Origin of the sequence: Blautia sp. DFI.1.216 (assembly GCF_020594215.1) — a bacterium.
Taxonomy (GTDB): domain Bacteria; phylum Bacillota; class Clostridia; order Lachnospirales; family Lachnospiraceae; genus Blautia_A; species Blautia_A wexlerae.
Genome location: NZ_JAJDML010000032.1, coordinates 1 through 21,691, shown reverse-complemented (window position 1 = coordinate 21,691; position 21,691 = coordinate 1). Strand labels below are relative to the sequence as shown.

Genomic DNA, 21,691 nt, shown 5'->3' with positions numbered 1-21,691 from the left:
AAAATCTTCTTGTGGTAAATTCACAAAACAATTCTTTATATGGAACATTTTTCTGTTATTTTTATATAATATGGATTTTCTTGCGACATATATGTACAATCTTTTTCTATTTGTATTTTAAATGGATTATCTTGTTTTTTTCCTGTATAATAAATCTGTCACAATCCGATACAGTCATGAAAATCAGAACGATTTTTTCCATCTTTACCGGACCATGTACGAATTATTTTTTAGAAATGAGGGACAGCGGCATGGAAAAAAGACAACGATATCAGGGATTTCGAAAATTCAGTATTAGAACCAGGCTGATCATAGCGCTTTTCCTGATCTCTATTGTACCATTAACAGGAATCAGCTTCTATTCGTTTCATATTTTTTCAGAAGCGCTTCGGGAAAAACTTTCCACTTCCATCTCACAGACTTTATCCATGATCAATCTGAATATGGTAAGTGAGATTGAAAAGTATCAGTATCTCTGCGGCTCCATCTGCATCAGTCAGGAAATCAAGGACGGTCTTCTGAAAAAGGGTATGACAGATACGGAAAAGAATCAAGCCATCAATGAAATCCAACATATGATTCGAAGTAAAATCATCTATCCTGCACAGGCAAAAAACATTACAGTATATGATACAGATGGGAATATTTTTTATGATTTGGGATATGATGGGTTATATTCGGATGATGTAAGCAGGATCCTGAGTCGTCTTGAAGAAGAAAATCAGGATGTATGGGCATACGCACATACTTACCGTAACCGGGACATCCTGATTCTTGGAAGAAGAATTTATGAACAATACAGTCAGAGTCGTGTAATTGGTTATACCCTGATTTCCATTGATGAAAAAATTTTTTCCAAAACAGTACTGGAACCAGTAGGTCTGGCTGACTCTTCCAATATTATGTATCTGAATATGGATGGAACAATCCTTTCTTCCTGGGATCGTAGTATTCAACTGGGGCAAAAAACCGAAAAAAAGCTGCTGAAAAATATTCAAGCAAGACTTCCAAACAGAACAGATTTTTTCAGCATTTACAAAGATGGCGAAGAACAGCTGGTTACTTATATTTTCAATAAAAACCTGAACCAGCTGTTTGTATATACCATGCCATATCATTATATTAATTCTGAAGTTAACACTATGTTTTGGAAAATCCTGGCTGTGGCATTCTTCCTTGTTCTACTCTGCATTGGAATTGTAGCTATGGTGTATCCTGGAATTACCTCCCCCATCAGAAGCATGCTGGATTTTTGCAGGGAATTATCAAAGGGAAATCTTTCCGTACGGATCCAGGATGACCACAAAGACGAACTTTCCGATCTTTCCGGAAGCATGAATCATATGGCAGATACCATTGAGAGCCTGATGAAACAACAGAAAAGCCAGGAAAAGAAAAAAAGAGAATTGGAGCTACAGATGCTTCAATATCAGTTAAATCCTCATTTTCTTTTCAACACTTTAAACAGTCTGCGCTTTGTAGCCGCCATGCATAAAGACCAGATTGTAAGTGATGGAATCCAGGCCCTCAGCAGTCTTTTGCAAAATACACTGACTAATAAAAACGAGTATATAACCATTCAGGAAGAGCTTGAGAACCTGGAAAACTACTTCGCGATTTTAAGAATCCGGTATGCCGGAAGCTTTGAGTACTCTTTTGACGTAGAAGAGGAAGAACTGCTCTCCTGCCTTGTTCCTAAACTAATCCTGCAGCCCCTTGCAGAAAATTCTGTTATGCATGGTTCTTCTGATGACGGCTCCGTTATGGAAATTCTAATCACCTGTTGGGAAGAAAACAATCATCTTATCATAGAACTCTGTGACAATGGAAAAGGATTTGAAGTGACACCTGCAGCGCTGGAACCTCATACAAACCGGAAAAAAATTGGAATTACCAATGTAAATGACCGAATACAGCTGAATTTTGGAAAGGAATATGGACTTAAGGTCAATAGTCACCCTGGAGAAGGAACCACATGTACGCTGACTCTTCCCTTACTATATGTACAAGAACTGTCAAAAGATTATAACAACTAAAAATCACAACCACTTTTGCCCACAGAAAGGACTTTTATGTACAGTATATTAATTATTGACGATGAACCAATCGTAAAAATTGCGCTTCGCTCCATTCTTCCCTGGGAAGAGCATGGTTTTTTCATTTGTGGAACAGCATCAAATGGTCTTGAGGCTGTTCCACTGATTGAAAAACATCATCCGGATATCATTATCACTGACCTGAAAATGCCTGAAATGGACGGACTGGAACTAATTCGTTTTCTGAAGGAAAAAGAATATCCCGGAGAAATACTGGTACTAAGCAACTACGAAGACTTCGATTCAGTAAGAAGTGCATTGCTTTTAGGTGCTGCGGACTATCTGTTAAAAATCAAAATTCAACCAGATACACTCCTTGCCTGTCTGAACAAAACCACAAAAAAAATGCAAAATACAGCTGACCGAAAAGATTCCATTCTGAAAACAGACATCACTGAACCCATAACCGATCATCTTCTCTCCTTTTTTCAGGGAGAAGAGTCTCTCGATTCGTTCATTGAAAGATATGGAGCAGAAAAATTTGGATTTATGAAACATTCCTGTGCTGTATGCTATGTAACGTTTGAAAAATTTTTATCAAATGATGCATTTTCTATATCAGCTAATCTGCTGCGAGATATGATACTGGATGCTGTTCAGGGAGTGCTACAGCCATACATTCTTGTTCTTAGTGCCCATAATGCGCTCGTAGTATTTTCCCAAAAAGAATTAATGTGCAGTCAAGTAAAAGTGGAACAGCTGATAAAAAAGCTGTATAACCGTTTTACCATGTACCAATCCTTTGCACCAGATATGCCATATAAAGAAAATCTGAAAAATTATGAAGAGGCCAGGACCACATATCAGGACTTTCTTCATAGTGAGGGGCATTATAAAAATGATGTTGCCAAAACCCTTACATACATAGAAAATAATTACATGCACCGTCTCACATTATCCTCCATTTCGGCAAATGTCAATCTCAGCACTAGCTATTTATGCCGTGTTTTCAAGTCCGAAGTAGGAACAAGTATTACCAGCTACTTAAACAATCTGCGGATAAGAAAAGCTGCTACACTGATAAAGGAGAATACCTTTTCCCTGAAGGAGATCTCCGTTATGGTAGGAATTGACGATCAACTTTATTTTAGTCGATTATTCAAAAAGTGTATGGGAATTTCGCCTTCTGAATATGGGAAACGATTTCATCTATAAGCAGGTAATCTGATATAAAACAGCAGGATGTCTTATAATCACAAGATATCCTGCCTTTCATATATCATAATATATTCTTTATATCAGCGTCTTCTGATAACTGCTTCCAGCATTCAGGACGATTTCTTCTTCCATACCATTATATAAGATTACCAGTTTCGCATCAATTGGAGATTTCAGATTTATTTCCGTAACCCGTTTTTCTTTCCACTTGAAATTAAGTGTGATATTACCAGGTGCTTTCACGCCTTCTGCCATCCCATCTTTCCATTCATCTGGTAATGCCGGAAGAAAAACAATTTTCTGCTCTTCATACTGAACCAGCATTTCCAGCACAGCAGCAGCAAATCCAAAATTACCATCAATCTGAAACGGAGGATGGGCACAAAGCATATTCGGATATATCCCGCCACCTACCAGACTGCATGCTTCTTCTCTTGTTAAGCGAAGCTGATTTTTTAATAAAGTCAGGGCATGATTTCCATCTCCAAGTTTTGCCCACAGGCAGGCTTTCCACGCCATACACCAGCCGGTTCCCTTATCCCCACGCCTTTCCAAAGAAGTTCTGCAGGCTTCTATAAGAGGTTCATTCTCTTTATGAATCTGGTTCCCAGGATATAATCCAAACAGGTGAGAAATATGTCTGTGATTGATATCTGCTTCCGGGTAATCATAAAACCATTCCTGAAGCTGCCCTTCTTTCCCAATTTTATAGGGAGGAAGTTTCTGAAGCACATTTTTGACTGCATTTGTAAAATCTTCTACTCCCAGAATTTCACATGCTTTTAAATATAATCCAAACAGTTCTCTCAATATGCTGATATCCATTGTTGACGCAAACGTAACACCATGTGTCGTCATATCTGGTGCAAGGAATGTATTTTCAGGTGAAGTAGAGGGAGCAGTTACATAATATCCCTTATAAGGTACCAGATAGCCCAGGTAAAATTCTACGGCCCCTTGTATAATCGGAAATGCCTTCTTTTTTAAAAAAGCTTCATCCAATGTATAGCAGTAATGTTCCCATAAATGACAGCATAACCATCCAGAACTCATCGGCCACATGGAATATGTACAGGGATTTTCGTCCTGTCCAAATTGTCCAACCGGGCTTGAGTGTCCCCAAATATCCAGATTATGGTGGCTTACCCAGCCAGCCAGATGATAAACATCCTGAGCTGTTTTTTCACCTTTTTTTGAGGTACGTTCTATAAGTTCAAGCAAAGGCATATGACAGTCACTTAAATTTGCTTTTTCTGCCATCCAGTAATTCATTTCCGTATTAATATTTACAGTATAATTACTGCTCCAGGGAGCACGCATATGGTGATTCCAGATTCCCTGAAGATTTGTACATTGTGAACCGGGTACAGATGAACAGATCATCAGATAGCGGGCATAATGAAACATTTTTAATGCAAGTTCATTATCGGGTGTATAATTAATGTCAAGATGCATCCTATCAAAATAATTTGCGTATACATCCATATGCGCCTTTTTTTGCTTTTCATATTGAATGTGCTGGATGTTTTCCATCATACAGTTTCTTTTTGAAAAAAAGAGTTCTTTTTGTTTAAAATCAGTTACTCCGGACACGTAAATATACACATCATTTGGAGTATTTATAAAAAGCTTATCCGCTTGCTGATATACATTTCCACCGTTCGTTTGTACATATAATCCAATTGCAAAACGGATTCCCTGCCCCTCTTCATAAACGACAGGAACTTCGCAGGAATAATAAGGTGGTGCAACATAAATGGGTGCCTGCCCTTCTAATATAATTCCATTTTCTGCAAAAAAAGCAGATTTGTGCTTTATTTCACTTTCCAGTGTTATTGACATTTCAAGATTGCAATTTGGAGAAGTATGATAATGAATTGCCATCACTGGTTCTGACATACTCACAAAAAATTCTCTTTGATAAATCAAATCATCCTGGCAGAATTCTATTTTTTCAGTTGCATTCGTCAGGCACAGTTCTCTTCTATAAAAGCTGTTTCCATTTTGAATGGGTTCTTTCACATTAATGGAAAGCGTTCCTGCAGGCAGATAGCTTTCTGTCCAGTCTCCTAACACATTTTCTTTGCAATAATTCTCTGCTCCCTGGTAATCCCCTGCAAAAATGTGTTTTCTAAAAAGATCCCAGTCGACATTTTTGTTGGGATTTTCCTTGTTTCTTCCATTTCCAGACCAAAGCGAATCCAGATTCAATTCTATTCTTTCATTTTGAAATCTTCCATAGGACATTGCTCCCATGGTTCCATTTCCAAGGGGCAGCGCTTCATTCCAGGCTTCTGCTGGTTTATCAAAAATAAGTGCTAAGCGATCCATAACCCACTCCTCAATTCTAGTACATCGTTTTCGAAATAACTATACCACTCACTTGTCTGCGAATCCGATTGCACAGGTCTAAAAGCCTCAGCGTAGCCCGCTACGCCTGCGTTTTTATACCAGCACACTCGAATCCGCATCCTACGCGATTGGTATAGTTATTTACGAAACGATGTACTAGAAAACTTTATTTTTATAATTATACACAACTCTCAGGGATTAATCAACTGGTGTAATTTCGGATTTATTGTTGAAAAATGTAGAAAAATGAATGACTTATTTGCCTGATATATCCAAAAATAAAATATTCTTTCTCCCATTTAATCGCTCTAATATTTCTTCCGATTCAGCACTGATATTTCCAAATGCACGTTCTGGTTTTCCGAGGAAAAATCCCTGGCCGTAATGCACTCCCAGGCTGTGCAGACATTCCAGCTCCTGTACTGTTTCTATCCCTTCTGCGATCAGAATTGCTCCTGTTGCATTACAGTAATCTAACAGGAGTTTCATCATGATCTCTTTTTTCTTATACTTGTGAATATCCCTTACCAGTTCTATATCCGCTTTCAGATAGTCAGGTGTGGTATTCACTACACGATTTAGGCCTAAATGTCCAGCTCCCACATCATCCAATGCTATCTCATATCCCTGATTTGCATAATGTTTCATGATCTGCTGCAATATCTGATAGTTTTCTATGTCTGATCTCTCTGTTATTTCGAATACAATATCAGAAGCAGGAACCCCTGCCTGTCTGTAAATTGACGATTGGCTGAAACACCGGATATATGGATTTTCTCTCTAATATCTTATAGAATTCATCTGCTTTGTTTACTTTCATCCTTTTATGATCACTCCCATACTTGCGTAAATCCCCTGCATCAGTTCACTCCCAATAGAGTACATGGTGATGTAATCAGAATTCCTGCAAATGAAATGAATATTTCATCACACGATTACAGATCGGGTGTTCATTACATTGGAGAGTATAGAAACATTGAGAAAAAAGTTCAATAGACTTTACTGAGGTTTAACTATATTTAACATAGGTCTTACGCTACTGTTCGTTTCGTTCTCAGTAACAGCTGACACCAAAGTACATCCTGCAGGAAATTCGGCTCAAAGTGCTTTCCTCGGACAGGTTCTGACACATTCCATACACAAAATACATTCTGTTCCGTTTTTCCGTTTTCTGGAGTTATCGATCATATCAACATTCATCAGACAAACTTTTTTACATTTTCCACATGAAATACACTTCTCTTTGTCACACTTAACCCTGACTACAGAGAAATAACTCATAGGTTTCAGAAAAATCGTGACCGGACAAATATACTTACAGAACGCTCTGTTATCTTTAAGTCGGAATGCCAGAATAATCCCCACAATATAATACAGAATATTCCCCACGATAAAAGCTATAAACATGATTTTTTCCATATTTCCTACGTGATTCAGAAAAAGCATCACCACGAAAAGAAACGAAAATGCAAATGTAATATACCGGATGAAACCTATCTTTTTTCTTGCAGCCTGAGGCTTTTTATATGGTAAAAAGTCCAACACCATAGCTGTCCAACAGGCATATCCGCACCATCCTCTTCCAAACAAAAGTGGTCCGAATATTTTTGCAACAGCATAATGGATCGTAGCTGCTTCAAATACTCCGGTAAACAGATAATACCAAAAACCTTCCATCTGCATGTTTTCCCGGCATATAAGCCCCAGATAAATCAGCATATACAAACCAACCAGAAGTTGAACGATCCTACGTGCATGCTTATAGTTAAACTGAAAAAGCAAAAGCCCAACAGTAATCGATGTTCCAATATAACTGAAATTTAAAAGATAAAACAGATTATCTTTGGTAAGCCATAGTGTAACAGCCACTATTTCAAATACTATCCACATTCCAAAGGGTGCCAGCCGTTTCCGTCTCATATTCATTTTCTCCAACATTGTGCCCCTAACTTGATATCTACGAATTGCTCCGCTGCAAAGCAGCTCCCACAATTCTCATCATATCTCAATATAAGGTATTTGTCGAATGTTTATATTAAGCAAATATTTGTCAGACCAATTTGCCATAAGTACCAGAATATCAGGATTTGCGAAGGCAATTTATAGTAGATTTTGGCATATACATTTCGATTTTTTTTGAGTATAATAATTCCGAAAAAGTACTTTGACAGTAAATAAATGCAACATCATTGCACAGGAGGCATGGGATATGATTATTACAATAGCAAGACAGTGCGGAAGCGGCGGACATGAAATAGGAAAAGAACTGGCTTCCAGACTTGGACTGGAACTCTATGACAGAAAGAAGCTGGAAGAAGAGGCCAAAAAACTTGGAAAGCTTGACGAAAACAAAGAATTTTTCCAGGAAAAGGCAGTAAACAGCCTGCTCTACAGCATTGCTGTAAGCTACGGAGAAAGCAATCCGATGGAAAAATCTTTTGAACTTATACGTGAACTTACGCAGCAAAAATCTGCCGTAATCATCGGACGCTGTTCAGGAGCGATCTATGCAAATGATCCTGAGGCAACTACTGTTTTTCTTCACGCAGATAAAGACTGCCGTATCAAACGTGTAATGGAACGGGACGGTATTAATGAGAAAAAAGCTGCAAAGCTGATAAAGGAAGTGGATGAGAAAAGAGCATCTTTCCACAAATTCTGCACAGGCAAAGAATGGGAAGACGCCAGCCAGTATCAGCTGTCTATTGATACAGGCAAACTTGATATTTCCGATGCAGCAGACATGATCATAAATTATATCAATGCTAAAAATATCGGACAAAAGCACCTGTAATTTCCAAATAACACTGTAAAAATCAGGCACAAGTTTCCGAAATATAACTTATGCCTGATTTGCATTTTCTTTTAATATTTACTGTTTGACTGATCGGATTCATCCATCGGATATCTCTGTAAATTCGCAGATAGACTTCTCAAATATGCCATACAACGCATCAATGTTCCAGAATATATTCCATCTGCCTTTCTTTTGTTTTCATACCCATTTTTTCATAGAACTTTTCGGCTGAAGTATTTCCTGCCCATACGTTCAGTGTCACTTCATAACAGCCCATTCGCTTTGCTTCATTTTTTACATATTCAAACAAGCTCTCGCCGATATGCTGTCCTCGTGCGTGCTGATCAACACATAGATCATCTATAAAAAGAGACTTAAACGGTACCATATTAGTTGAAAAAGGCTGTTCCTGTAATTGGCAAAATGCATATCCTACACAAACATCTTCCTCGTTCACTGCTACATATATGGGTTTTTCTTCTTTTCCTAATAGCTCTGTCAATTGGCTTACAGTATATTTTGTGGTACCGGGAATAAAAATATCAGGTCTTATATCTGCATGGATCTGCAATACCTGTCCCAACAATTCAATTATTCTTAGAATGTCTTTTTCTTCTGCTTTTCTAATAGTCATTTTTTGTCCTCCAAGTAACAAATTATTCCACATGTCGATTTCTTTAAAGATATCTTCCCAGCATATTTTTCACACACTTTTCTACCATATCCATACTTTCTATACATACCTCTTTTTTCATTCCTGCCGCAATTCCCACAGTCAGGAGTTCTTTTCTGCCTGGATTACGTCCATTTCCATCAACTGTTGTAGTATGCTCTCCATAGTATGTGTTACTGTAAGTAAGATCATATGCCGGACTCAGGCTCCATCTGTCTTTTTCATCATCATATAAATAGGTGAAATTCTTTGAATGATCATCTCTGTTATGTGCAAAAACATTAAAACACATCCTGCGAAACATCTCTCTCATATCTTTCTCATTATCTCTGGTTAATATTTTTGTCAGTTTCATCAGACTGTGATAATCCAGACTTGGATGCTCAAAATTCAACTCCAGCAACGCAGCAGCTGTCAGCATATGAATTCTCTTTGTTCCATTTTTATCTGATATCCTGTCAAACCGCTTAATCCCAAAATACCCCTCACAGTTCTCAGATGAAAACAGTCTGGTTTCACTCATTATAATACCACATTTTTTTGCGCAGCATGAATAATCATATTCCATCTTCCCTGCATTTTCTCCATCCACATGTGCAGGAAATTTAATAATCCATTCCTCTCCATTCACTGTAGTCATAATTTTTGGTCTGGCTCCACCACTTGTACCACCGAGACGATATAATTCATCCAATCTATCGGAGTATTCCGTATTTAGTATTTTCCGGCACTGCTCCGCAAGTTCATCCAGATCCACATCTCCATATTGTTCATCTATTTTTTTCTCCGGATAATAGGTAAGTGCTCCCATACCTGACTTTCCAACAATTGCCAGCCGATCCAGCACTGTTAATTTGTCTGGATTCTGCTTATGTGCACGTAGCAGACGATCCAACAACAATCTCCCCCAATTATCCGGCAAACTATCTGCAAATACTCCAAATAATCCGTCAAAATAATCTTTTGTCGGTACAAAAACCTGCTTTTTAAGGGGAAGTGAAAACGGACTGATCGGAAAACCATTTTCAATCCATTCTTCACTATATTGAAATGCAGCTTTATGGTCAGCTGTCATAGCCAGTGTTCCTACAAGTTTTTCATCATAAAATACCTGTAATGCATTACCTTCCCTCATTTATGACCTCCTGAATATCTTTATATGGAACATGCGTAAAAATATTTCTAAGCTCATCTGCAATATCCAAAGCCATGGCAATCTTTGTCAGTGATATCAATGATATCTGTCCGGTAGTTTCGAATCTCTTAATTGAACCATAGCTTACTCCGCTCATGGAAGATAATTTTTCCTGAGAAATAGAGCGTCGTTTTCTGATATTACGCACCCTTTGTGCAAGCTTCTGATCCAGTTCCTCTGCTGTTTCCCATACAAACTGCTCCATTTTCCCTCCTTGCTTTTTATTATTTTATGGATATTATTTTATCCAATATTTCGCTATTTCATTAAAATCAGATAATATTTTATCCAGTATTATTCTATCATTTACTCTTTCATAAATCAAGCCTTTACCTATTCTTTATATATTATTGAAAATTTATTAAAAAAAGAAAAAGCACCTGATGTATCGTCAGATTTGTGATATACTTTATGTATTACTTACAGACTCCCGGGGGAAACAACTATGCAAAATATAATTCCCGATGAAAGATATTCTGTGGCTGACGAGGCCATTTTAGGTGCTTTTTTCAAATTGTTAAAAGAAAAGAAGCCTGACAGGATTACTGTATCCGACATCACTAAAACAGCTGGTATTGCCAGAAGTACCTTTTATAATCACTATCAGGACATCCCTTCACTGATCTCTGCAGTTGAGGATAAAACTATTCATGATGTTTTTTCCATGATGGAAAATTTCCAGCCAAAAAATGACCGGGATATCTGCAGTTCCTATTTTCTGACTCTGTGCCGGTACACCATGGAAAATCCTTTTCTGTCCGGTCTTTTAAGCACGCCTCATGGAAATGATCTGTTTGAAAAAATGCTGACTATGCTCCATCATTATGTCACAGAGACTACATCTAATTCCAGACCTGCCAGGCATACAAAGGAAGAAGTTTCCTATGTGATCACCTGCGCCATCGGCAGTACCATCGGCGTTCTCCACAAATGGAGCCGGGATAATTTTAATCTGGCACCGGAAGTGATCGCTGATATTCTGTCTGAGATTTTTTTATCCGGTATGCTTCCGCTTTTATCCTAGAGTGTGTCTGAAAAATATAAGCCTCTGTTTTATTCCAGAGGCTCATCGATCAGGACATCCTGTCTCCTGATCTTCTTTGTTGTGTTGCGGATAAACGGATTTTTGCGGACAACCAGTCCTGTAATGCGGCGATAGGTTGGCTGATTTCTGTTATATTCATCCAGAAATGCCTGAAGCTGTGTCTGAATTGCCTCTGCATCCAATGCTTTCGCTTCCACAACAGCCTGCTCCGGATAAATACGGGCAGTCAGGCCATTATCCTCACCTGTGACGATCACTTCGCCTACCAGCGGATTCAGAGCCAGCTTATTCTCAATCTCCTCCGGAGATACATTTTCACCATTGGACAAAATGATCAGGTTCTTCACACGTCCATTGATAAACAGATAACCGTCTTCATCCATATATCCCTTGTCACCGGTATGCAGCCAGCCATCCTTTAAAGTCTCTGCTGTCTCATCAGGCATCTGATAATATCCCTTCATAACACTGCTTCCCTTTACCAGAATCTCACCGTTTTCGAATCTGATTTCTGCATTTTCAAGTGGTTTTCCAATAGAACCCTTTTTATTGTTTTCCAGTGTATTATTGCTGATAACAGGAGAGCATTCTGACATTCCATAGCCTTCCAGTACTTCGACGCCATATTCTGCAAAACGGTCAATATAATACGGATCCAGATGTGCACCGCCTGTAAAGATAATGCGCAGTTTTCCGCCGAATACCTTTTCTGCCAGAACTGCCTTCGGGATTGACGGATCAGCGGCAGCCAGTCTCTTATAAATAGTTTCGATCATCATTGGAACCATAAGCATAATATCCGGTTTGAAAATACTCATATTCCTTACCATATGGAGCAGGGAATCATTGATGCAAAGAGTTGCACCCAGAGAGAATCCCTTCAGCCAGTCCATAACCAGGCAGAATGCGTGATGGATCGGAAGCACACTGAGCACGGCAGTTCCCGCTTCTGCCGTAATCTTTACTGCCTCAACATTGGAAGCCAGATTATTCTGTGTCAGCATAACACCCTTGCTCTTTCCTGTTGTTCCGGAAGTGAAAATGATGGTCGCAATATCCTCTGCATCCGGGCAGACAGAATCTGCTGATGCGCTCTTTCCTGCATTTCGAAGTTCACCAATACCATATACCTTTGCCGGTGCATCTTCTACCTCTTCCTGAAGCATCCACACCTTCTGAAGTTTCGGGCAGTTTTCAAGAAATGCATCCAGATATGGTCTAAGCTTCGGACTTAAGAAAAGAGCTGCGGAATCGGAACGGTTAAGCAGATCGATCAGATCCTCACAGGGAAGCGCTGCATCCAGCGGTACTGCAGTGGTACATCCTGTAATGATTCCCAGATAGCTTTCCATCCACTCTACGGAGCTGGTTCCGATCAGTGCAATGTGCTTTCCCTCAAAGCCTTCTGCAAGAAGACCTTTTCTGGTGGAAACTACATTTTCCATCAGTTCGCCATAGCTTCTTTCCATGATTTCCTTTTTGTTGAGCCATTTCACTGCTTTTACTTCATCAAATTTACGTACACTTTCTTCTAATATATTTCTGATCAGCATATCTGTCCCCCATTATTTTCTGAACTGTTCAAGTTATGGATATTCCGTCAGGTACAAAATATCTTTGACCCTGACATCTTTATAAGTTTTACTTCAAAAAAGATTACTGAAGTTCTTCCAGCAGATTTAAAGCTTCGCCAAGAGTTGTGATCTTCAGCACTTCACTCTCGTCAAGTTCGAGATCAAAGGTATCCTCAAGCTCACCTAAAAAGGACATAAAATCTAGAGAACTGAAACCCAGATCCTCGCGAAATTTCATCTCATTATTCATTTCTTCCGGTGCTACCTTGCTGTACTGTGCTACGATATTTTTAAATTCCATTTCCTGATTCATTACATTTCCTCCTGCTTATTTGTTCTGTTATCCTTATCGTCTATACTGTTCAATATTCTTAATAATCAAGCGGATATTTGAGTTCCACTTCGCTACGTAACTTTACACCAAATAACTGCTCCGCAGTTTGATTCAGTTAAACCAGTTCCATAATTTCGCCGATGCTCATATCCGGCTCTGCGATTCCCTTGAACAGAATACGCATCATATAATAATAGAGCAGTTCCATATCATGTTCCTCCAGATGAGCAGTCTGGTAATGATAGGAGAAGTTCATACCTCCATCCTCTGTATGGGATACGGTCAGATACATCTTCTTGGTGGCTGCACCGTTTGCAAACCATTTTGCATGCTGACGGATGGTTCCAAGCATTTCATTCTCCACCTTCACAGTCATTGGCTGATAAGTCAGATAGCAGCTCTCATATCCTGTATGCTCTGGTGTATTGTATCTCTTTCTCATCTCATCCATAATAAATGCCGGATCGTAATTGCTGTGCATGTAGATACGATTCTGCATATTCTGAATCTCATAAGCAGCAGAAAGGAAATCTGTCTCCGGTGCGATCACTGTTCTGCATGGGAACATGATGGTTCTGCTTCCTCCGGAAGTCCACTCATCATGAGTAGAACGTCTGGATATAAAATTCTGGATAGTGATATCTTCCTGTCCGTTATTTACCTTTGACAGATAAGTACGGATACCAAGCAGAAGAAGATTTGTCATGGACAGCTGATGGTTCATACAGAAATCGATCAGATTTTTAGTTGGTCCCGGCTCCAGATAATAATCCTTAACTGCCACAAACAGCTCCTTCATCTCAATGTCAGAAGAACGAAGTTTTGGATTTCCATGACGTTTTCTTGCTTCCTCCAGTACGGATGGTCCCTGAATATCAGAATACAGAGGTTCGCCCAGTGCATCCAGCTGGTCATCCCAGAATTTCTTATCTTTTGCAAAACGTTTCTCGTTGCCTGCTTTTGCCAGGTCTTTTTTCAGGACTGTCTCAAAGTCTGCCAGTTCCTGTGGATAGGCTGTTCCATATTTATAATAGGTATATAACTGAAACAGATCACCGATCATTACTACCAGACCACAGGAATCGATCAGTCTGTGATCCATATGTACAAAGAAACCATTATATCCTTCCGGCAGCTTCAGCATAGTAAACTCGCACATGGGAATGTCATCACCGTCAAAGGTTTCATATGCCCACTGCTGCATCAGCTCATCTGCTTTTGCAAGGCTTCCCATTCCTGACAGATCCTTGAATCCGATATCCCTTGGATCCTGTTTTACAAGGTACTGCTGTACATTTCCGTCTTTATCAGGCTTTGTAAAACGGATTCTGGTGCATCCGGAACGTTCTGTCTCCATCTGAATGCATTTTTTTAATAATCCAAAATCCAGTTCAGCCTGTACAGATGCCACAACACTGACACCGGATACCTGCTGTGTACCGTAATCCATGATCCAGTTGTGGTGCATTTTCTGTGCTGCTGTTAAAGGATAGTAGTTTGTCATACTTTATTTAACCTCCATCACCCGTTTTTTCTCTTTTCCCGGGTACAAAAACATTACATACTTGTTCAGTAGCCCACAGTTATTTTAAAAATAATGTACTGGCAGCTACAACATTACTTTTTTATTACGTGACAAAAATAGCACAGATTTTTCCCAAATGCCAGTACCCTCAGCACTTAATGAACACTTTACATAAAATTGACCGAGACTTATCATGCATTTAACAAAACGCATCTGATAAGTCCCGGTCAGGGATTGTTGTCATTCGTAATCGCCTTTGGCGGTTGAAAACAGTCACATTATTTTTCAGAATTACTGCCATCATATTTCTCAAAAAACTCCATCACTGTACGCTGATACAGTTCCGGATCTGCATAGGCACTGCACAGATGCCTCGCTCCCTGTACAATGACCAGTTCCTTTGGTGCTTTGCACAGCATATAGTTCTGGAATGAATTGTTCGGGTACACATAAGTATCCTTCTCTCCATGAAAGAAAAGGACAGGTCTTGTATTCCTTTTCATAGCTTCTGTGGTATCTGCATCTTTCATACGAAATCCTGCCACAAAATGGCACAGACAGTTCATTTCCTTCAAAAGCAAAGGAATATAATGCAAATGAAACCAGTTGTCAGCCATATCCCGCATCTGTCTTTCCATAGACTGAAAACCACAGTCTGCGATCAGCCCTTTCACCTCTGACGGAAGCCTGTATCCGGATGCCATCAGTACAGCGGCTGCTCCCATAGACTGTCCATACAGATAGATTGGAAGCTTCTCCTCATTTCTCTCGGACACATAAATTGCCCAACGCTGCACATCCCATTTTTCCTTTGCTCCAAAGGTAATATATTTTCCTTCACTTTCTCCACAACATCGCTGTTCCATAAACAGAAGATTACATTGATGCTCATGGAGATATTTTGCCATAAATGACAGGGAACCAAATCTGCTGCCCCTGTAACCATGGCTTAAGATAACAAACCGCTTTGCATGCTCTGCCGGCAGATAGAATCCGTGGAGTTTTAATCCATCCACGCTTTGGATATAACAGTCCTGCATCTTCTGAGCCTCACACCATGCCCTGCTCTCCTCATATTCCTTTGCGTATCCGTTTCTGGGATGATTATCCCGTATATGGGATAATTCAAACCATTTCTTTCTTTCCTTTTTCCTTCCCCCTCTTTTGCAGCAGACCACCATGTTAAAAAAACGCCAGCCAATCTCCATAATCCCTGAAAAAAAAAGCAATCCTGCTGCTGACAACCTGAAAAATTTTTTCTTCATCTGATTTTCTCCTCTTCTTACCTGTCAGAATGTGTTTGAAATAACTACACCACTTGCTTGTCTGCGAGTCCTGTTGTACAAATGAAAAAGCCTCAGTGTAGCCCGAAATATTCACGCCAGCTTTCTCATAATCTGCTTTCTGTAAATTTTCTCATAAATTCTTCATACTCACAAGGCTTCCCCCAGAAATATCCCTGTGTGAATTCCGGGTACAGTTTTCGGATCATGGCCCATTCCTGCTCATTTTCCACGCCTTCAATGCAAATCCTCATATCCAGATTATGGATCATGGTGCAGAACTGATTCAGCAGATAATATTCCTGTTCATCTGCAACTGCTTTCACAGTGAAAGAGCGGTCAATCTTAATGATCTCCGGTTTCAGCTCGCTGAGATAATGGAAGTTCGAATATCCGGTTCCAAAGTCATCCAATGCAAGACTGATTCCCATCCGCCTCAGTTCTGTGAGAAAATGCTTCTCATTGATATTTTGTTCCAGAAGGTCACTCTCTGTCAATTCCACGATCAACGCTTCCAGCGGCAGTCCTGCTCTTTTCGTTTCTGCACTGATATCCTGGATCACATCGGACTTGGATGCCTGAACCTGGGAAATATTAATACTCACTCTAAAACCTGGAAGTACTTTCCGGATCTCGCTGCATTTTCCCATAGCTTCTCTCATCATCCAGCGGCCAGCCGGAATAATAAGACCGGTTTCTTCCAGAATCGGAATAAACTCTGCCGGTGAAATCATCCCGAGTTTTTCAGAAGTAAAACGCATTAAAGCTTCTGCTCCATAAGGTACTTTTTTATCTTCGTCAAATACAGGCTGATAAAAAGCCGTAAAACCCTGGCAGCCATTGAGCACAGCCTCCCGCAGTTCCTGGGTAATCTCCCTCTTCCGAAGAAATTTCCTGTAGGTTTCTCCGTCAAATATATAACAGCGGTTTCTTCCCAGCGTCTTTGCCTCATTCAAAGCAAAATCCGTCAGCTTCAGGGCTTCTGAATACTGATTTCCCTCTAATGCCGCAAATGACACAATTCCTCCTGAAACCGTATACATGACCTTAAACTCGTTAGATTCAATAAATCTGTCTGTTGCAGCTCTCACTTTATCATAAAGTTTATCTGCATCCCTCACCTGGTCAGAAGAAACATCCAGAATCAGAAATTCATCTGCCACAAGCTTGTACACTTTCTGTCCTTCTGACAGGCATCCGGAAATACAATCAGCCGTTTTCCTAAGCACAAAGTCACCGTACTCCTGTCCGAAGTTATCATTTATTTCCTTAAAATGATCAATTCCAATCCGAAGCAGATATCCTGTTTCCAGAGGAGTGTCCTGTTGGTCCATATACTCCCGAAAGCCTTTTTCTCCCAACAGCCCGCTTACATTATCTGCCTTCTGTCTCTCTCCGATCTCATTGATACAACCGATCATGTAAAGAGGTTTCATGTTATCGTCGCGGACCAGATAGCCTTTGCACTGAATCCAGACCGGCATTTTTTTCAGATCCAGCCATCGATACTCCATACTATGAGTACAGCGGTCTGTTTTAAGAAGATCATCTAATTCCTCTTTCATTTTTTCATAATCAGGTCCATACACAAATTCTTTATGATTCGAAATTACATTGTGAAAACCATTTTTCGGAATGCAGAAACGGTCAAGAGCCTGGTTTGCTATGTAATAAAGGTCTGTCCGAAAATCAACCACATACGGATAATTATCTGTAGTCGGGCTCAGAAGATCAATCACGCTACAAAGCTCATCCACTGACATGCTCTGATACTTTTTCTCCTGCAGGATCACCTCATCTGTGATTTCCTCTGCCGAATGCTTTTCCATGCGGGAAAACAGATGATCCAGATCAGTTGACCGCGCAATCTTCTTCCTGCGCTTCTGACGGTACAACATGGTATCGCTTCGCCTTACAATATCTTTAAAATCAAAATCTATATCAGGCTGATAATAAGCGTATCCTGCTGATATACTAAGCGGATAATCCAGCTTGTGTGTTTTCGCTGTTTTTTTCAGAAGCAGCTCCAGGGTCTTCAGCCGTTCCGGAATCATATCTTTCTCGTCACTGTGATATACATACGCAAACTCATCACCACCGATTCTGAAACAGTTCTTCACATTCTGAAATGCCTGACTGATACACTGATAACACAGCTTCAGCGCCTCATCTCCCTTTTCATGTCCAAAATTATCATTTATCACTTTCAGATCATCCAGATCAAAAACCACCACACCTGTGGTACTCAGTTTAATTTCACCTTCATCCAGATATTTCACCATATCCTCGTAAGCATTTCGGTTCATGGCCTCTGTGAGCATATCCATATTGGCTATTTTCTGCAGATAAATCACCTTTTGCTTCTGGATATATTGATCGTAATATTGAGAAACCTGTATCCAGATCAGCATAATAATAAACAGCATAGTTCCCATGGAAAGCAAAATGGATATCTGTTCAAATCTTCTTAAATAATAAAAAATCATTTCCGCCATTCCAAATCCCATGACCACGCACATAGGATACCGGAATTTTTGGGCTACATCATTTTCTTTTTTTCCGGCTTCGTAAAGAATGATCACAACTGTGTAAACCACATTTGCAACCATAATAACATGAATTACAGAAAGTAACCGGGACATATCAATAATTCCTGTACACTGAAGCAAAACATCGACTGCCATATTTGTAAGATAGAGGATGGAAAAAATCAATGCACCTTTGTGGTACCTGCTTTTGCAGATATCATATAACAGGAAATTAAATGGCACCGGAAAAAGAAAAAGTGAAAAATACTCCACAAAATATAAGGTTCTTCCATCCGGGATCAAAAACTGCAGAAAACCACATTGTACCAGTGTCCATACTGCGACCAGCAATGAAAAAAATCCAAGATTTAAAAAAATCTCAATTTTCGCTTCTGTCTTGTCGCTTCTTTTTCTTCGCGCTGCGCCACAATAGAGAAGTATGCAGATAACAGCGGCAAACAGGATTCCACAGCTGATCACCAGAATTCCAAGACTGTCCGTTAAGATTTTCAGAATACAATCGCCTCGTGTTCCGTATACAAGGCTGACTTCATTTCCATAATAGCCCTCATATACCGGAATAATTCTGACCTCCAGGTTTTTACCTGAACTGTCTCCGGGAATATCCACAATATGCCAGCAGCTTCCAGGTGTCTTCATAAAACCCGGAGCATCCGCTTCATTTCCATATTCATATATTTTTTCTCCATCCAGCCAAACTTCTGCAATGGTGTGGGTGGTTTTAAATAAGATAGATTTGGGAACATCGAAGTCTTCGGGCAGGGCAATATTCTCTGATTTGATTTCTCCCTCTTTCAGTTCTTTTGTTTCGCACCGGATCGTATTATCCCAGAACATTTTTTCTCTGGCCGTACTCTGTCTGAAAATCCAACCTGAAAAACAAATGGCGAATATCCCAAATGCAAACAGAGTAATCCATAGTTTTTTTTCTATTTTCATAGTCTCTCCCTTATCCAATATATCTGTATTCTGAGATATATCCAACAGTCAAACGGATAATATCAGATATTTTCTATATTTCGCACTTTCCATTGTATCACAGATTTCTGAATAATTGTTAGTGCTTTTTGACACTTTCTTTATTTTTAAAAACACAAAATTTTACGGCATTTTGAGTAAGAAATCAAAAAGCAGAAATGTCTTTCACGAATAAAATCGCTTCAGACATTTCTGCTCTATCTGCTGCCCTGTCTGATATACTTCAGACACAGGATAAATATACAATTTTGGGATAACGGTCTGCGTATTCTTTTTCCAGGCCGCATCTTTCCAGAAGTTCTTCCACTTTTCTCCGGGTTTCGGTGCAGCTTATCCCCATATTTCTCAGACTTTCTCCAATTCCGTCTCCGAGCGTACAGCGCGGATCAAAGGATTCCATTGGCATCTGAAATACCATCTGAATATCCCTCTGCTACCTGAAAAAGTCAGTTTCCGCAATTATACTTTTCCAGATAGTTTTTCTTTTTTATAATAGTTATATCAGCAAAGCTAACGTTCCAACAACAATAAGCAGCAGTCCTGTTCCTGATTTCAATGACAGTTTTTCATGGAATACAATATATGAGAATGCAACGGTCACAAGAATACTCAGTTTATCAATGGGAACTATCACACTGGCCGGACCTGTCTGAAGTGCTCTGTAATAGCATAACCAGGAACCGCCTGTTGCAAATCCGGAAAGAATAAGGAACAGCCAGCTTTTTCTGTCAATGTTCTTAACCGTATTCTGCTTTCCGGTCACAAATACTACAATCCACGCCATCACCAATACAACAGCAGTCCTGATCGCAGTTCCAAGATTTGAATTGACATCCTGAATTCCAATCTTTCCCAAAATAGAGGTAAGACTGGCAAAAACAGCGGAACCGACTGCATAAAGCAGCCACTTCTTATCTTCTGCCTTTTCCTTTGTTTCCTTTTTCTGTATCATCAGATAAGTACCGATACCGATAAGAATCATTGAAACAAATTTCAGCCACGTTATTTCTTCCCTGAGAAAAATAAACGCCAGCAGCATCGTTATCACTGTACTTGATTTATCAATTGGTGTTACTTTATTGATATCGCCAATCTGCAGTGCTTTGAAATAGCATAGCCAGGATATCCCCGTTGACAGTCCTGACAAAATCAAAAAAATCAGGACTTTTGCCGAAATATCTCTGATTTCACTTTGTGCCCCGACCATGAATACCATAAGCCATGAAAAGACTAACACTACACCGGTTCTTAATGCCGTCGCAACATTAGAATCTGTATTTCTGATTCCGCATTTTGCCAGTATGGCAGTCAGGCCTGCAAACAGAGCAGAACCAAATGCAAATAATATCCACATATTATTTCCCCTCCATTACCCAGGCAAATGCTTTCGCAATTCTTATATCCGGTTCTCTAAAATGATTGCCCTGATTCCATTCCAGGTTACAATTGATTCCATGCTCTATGAGCCACCCATATCCCATCCGGATACAGGTTCCAACCTGTGACATCACCGAATTTCTCGTTTTTTCTTCTCTGTCACCAAGACTTAGATAAACTGTCTCACTTTTAATTTCATGTTCCTTCATATACTCAATAAATCCCGGAAACCAGACAGACGGTGAAGCAGCTGCAATGCCGGAAAATACATCTGTCTGATATGCTGCCCATAACGAGAACAGCCCCGCAAGAGAATATCCCCCGATATAATATGTCCTGCTTTTGTCTGTGCATAATGTCAGAATCTGCTCCAGTGTCCTGACAGCACCATCACCAAAGTCTTCATTTCCGAACACCGCTGGTGCTTTCCATGGAGACAACTCATAATTCCAGTCATCAACTTTTGCAGCAATGAGTCTGAAATCTGTTGAAGTCCTTTTTCGGATTTCTTCAACCTCATTCTTAAGAACAGATAATTCATGATCACCAGTCAACTGAATCAAAACAGTATCCGCATCTGGATTTCCATACTCATATATAGTCATATCTATCTGCTTACCTCGTAAAAATTTTTTACTTTCTCAAGTTCCTTGACGTGACATGCTCTCGCCACTTAAATCTTACAGATTTTGAAGTGAGAGCTTCCTGCTCAATTGCCCTTCAGGACAAAGCTAAAACAGGCTATCCCCGCGTGT

At 39.7% G+C, this 21,691-nt stretch carries 18 protein-coding genes; 4 read left to right on the top strand and 14 right to left on the bottom strand.

Annotated features, from left to right (window positions below):
• Window positions 1-251: 251 nt before the first annotated feature.
• On the top strand, window positions 252-2,036 hold the full coding sequence (locus LJE11_RS12590; protein WP_008706711.1) for a cache domain-containing sensor histidine kinase: 1,785 nt from the start codon (window positions 252-254) through the stop codon (window positions 2,034-2,036).
• A gap of 36 nt (window positions 2,037-2,072) precedes the next feature.
• Entirely contained in the window at window positions 2,073-3,251 is a 1,179-nt protein-coding gene (locus tag LJE11_RS12585; protein WP_008706712.1) for a response regulator transcription factor, read from the top strand.
• Between the two features lie 78 nt (window positions 3,252-3,329).
• Here the strand turns inward: LJE11_RS12585 and LJE11_RS12580 are convergent, their stop codons facing one another.
• From LJE11_RS12580 to LJE11_RS12570, 3 genes are all read right to left on the bottom strand, one after another.
• A complete protein-coding gene (locus LJE11_RS12580) occupies window positions 3,330-5,585 on the bottom strand; it encodes a glycoside hydrolase family 95 protein (RefSeq protein WP_008706714.1) in 2,256 nt (751 codons plus the stop codon).
• 276 nt (window positions 5,586-5,861) lie between these two features.
• Window positions 5,862-6,302 carry an EAL domain-containing protein gene (locus tag LJE11_RS12575; RefSeq protein ID WP_242832803.1) on the bottom strand — a complete coding sequence of 147 codons (441 nt, stop codon included), beginning with the start codon at window positions 6,300-6,302 and terminating at the stop codon, window positions 5,862-5,864.
• 402 nt (window positions 6,303-6,704) lie between these two features.
• Window positions 6,705-7,526, bottom strand: coding sequence for a 4Fe-4S binding protein (locus tag LJE11_RS12570; protein ID WP_020993556.1), 822 nt, complete (start codon window positions 7,524-7,526; stop codon window positions 6,705-6,707).
• Window positions 7,527-7,815: 289 nt separating this feature from the next.
• Between LJE11_RS12570 and LJE11_RS12565 the strand changes: the two genes are divergently transcribed.
• Window positions 7,816-8,400 carry a cytidylate kinase-like family protein gene (locus tag LJE11_RS12565; RefSeq protein WP_008706723.1) on the top strand — a complete coding sequence of 195 codons (585 nt, stop codon included), beginning with the start codon at window positions 7,816-7,818 and terminating at the stop codon, window positions 8,398-8,400.
• Between the two features lie 160 nt (window positions 8,401-8,560).
• Here the strand turns inward: LJE11_RS12565 and LJE11_RS12560 are convergent, their stop codons facing one another.
• From LJE11_RS12560 to LJE11_RS12550, 3 genes are read right to left on the bottom strand one after another with little or no spacing between them, the layout of a single operon-like run.
• The gene (locus LJE11_RS12560) at window positions 8,561-9,037 is read right to left on the bottom strand and encodes a GNAT family N-acetyltransferase (RefSeq protein WP_055058448.1); all 477 of its coding nucleotides are present in this window, start codon (window positions 9,035-9,037) and stop codon (window positions 8,561-8,563) included.
• Between the two features lie 43 nt (window positions 9,038-9,080).
• Complete coding sequence (locus LJE11_RS12555) at window positions 9,081-10,211, bottom strand: type II toxin-antitoxin system HipA family toxin (protein ID WP_008706727.1); 1,131 nt, start codon at window positions 10,209-10,211, stop codon at window positions 9,081-9,083.
• Window positions 10,198-10,476 carry a helix-turn-helix domain-containing protein gene (locus tag LJE11_RS12550; RefSeq protein ID WP_008706728.1) on the bottom strand — a complete coding sequence of 93 codons (279 nt, stop codon included), beginning with the start codon at window positions 10,474-10,476 and terminating at the stop codon, window positions 10,198-10,200. The genes LJE11_RS12555 and LJE11_RS12550 overlap by 14 nt, the downstream gene beginning before the upstream one ends.
• Window positions 10,477-10,716: 240 nt before the next feature.
• Here LJE11_RS12550 and LJE11_RS12545 point away from each other — a divergent pair, with 240 nt between their 5' ends.
• Window positions 10,717-11,295, top strand: coding sequence for a TetR/AcrR family transcriptional regulator (locus LJE11_RS12545; RefSeq protein WP_173705377.1), 579 nt, complete (start codon window positions 10,717-10,719; stop codon window positions 11,293-11,295).
• Between the two features lie 29 nt (window positions 11,296-11,324).
• Here LJE11_RS12545 and LJE11_RS12540 read toward each other — a convergent pair whose 3' ends face one another.
• From LJE11_RS12540 to LJE11_RS12505, 8 genes are all read right to left on the bottom strand, one after another.
• Window positions 11,325-12,869, bottom strand: a complete 1,545-nt coding sequence (locus LJE11_RS12540) for an AMP-binding protein (protein ID WP_173705378.1) — start codon at window positions 12,867-12,869, stop codon at window positions 11,325-11,327.
• Between the two features lie 103 nt (window positions 12,870-12,972).
• Window positions 12,973-13,203 (bottom strand): acyl carrier protein, encoded by a 231-nt coding sequence (locus LJE11_RS12535; RefSeq protein WP_118630463.1) that lies wholly within the window; start codon window positions 13,201-13,203, stop codon window positions 12,973-12,975.
• A gap of 136 nt (window positions 13,204-13,339) precedes the next feature.
• Window positions 13,340-14,728, bottom strand: coding sequence for a condensation domain-containing protein (locus tag LJE11_RS12530; RefSeq protein WP_227296053.1), 1,389 nt, complete (start codon window positions 14,726-14,728; stop codon window positions 13,340-13,342).
• A 299-nt stretch (window positions 14,729-15,027) separates the two neighbouring features.
• Window positions 15,028-16,014, bottom strand: a complete 987-nt coding sequence (locus LJE11_RS12525; protein ID WP_025577507.1) for an alpha/beta hydrolase — start codon at window positions 16,012-16,014, stop codon at window positions 15,028-15,030.
• Window positions 16,015-16,139: 125 nt separating this feature from the next.
• Entirely contained in the window at window positions 16,140-19,520 is a 3,381-nt protein-coding gene (locus LJE11_RS12520) for a bifunctional diguanylate cyclase/phosphodiesterase (RefSeq protein ID WP_227296052.1), read from the bottom strand.
• 262 nt (window positions 19,521-19,782) lie between these two features.
• Complete coding sequence (locus LJE11_RS12515; protein WP_008706738.1) at window positions 19,783-19,977, bottom strand: hypothetical protein; 195 nt, start codon at window positions 19,975-19,977, stop codon at window positions 19,783-19,785.
• Between the two features lie 78 nt (window positions 19,978-20,055).
• Window positions 20,056-20,913 (bottom strand): EamA family transporter, encoded by an 858-nt coding sequence (locus LJE11_RS12510; protein ID WP_008706740.1) that lies wholly within the window; start codon window positions 20,911-20,913, stop codon window positions 20,056-20,058.
• A gap of 1 nt (window position 20,914) precedes the next feature.
• Complete coding sequence (locus LJE11_RS12505) at window positions 20,915-21,541, bottom strand: esterase (RefSeq protein WP_008706742.1); 627 nt, start codon at window positions 21,539-21,541, stop codon at window positions 20,915-20,917.
• Window positions 21,542-21,691 lie beyond the last annotated feature (150 nt).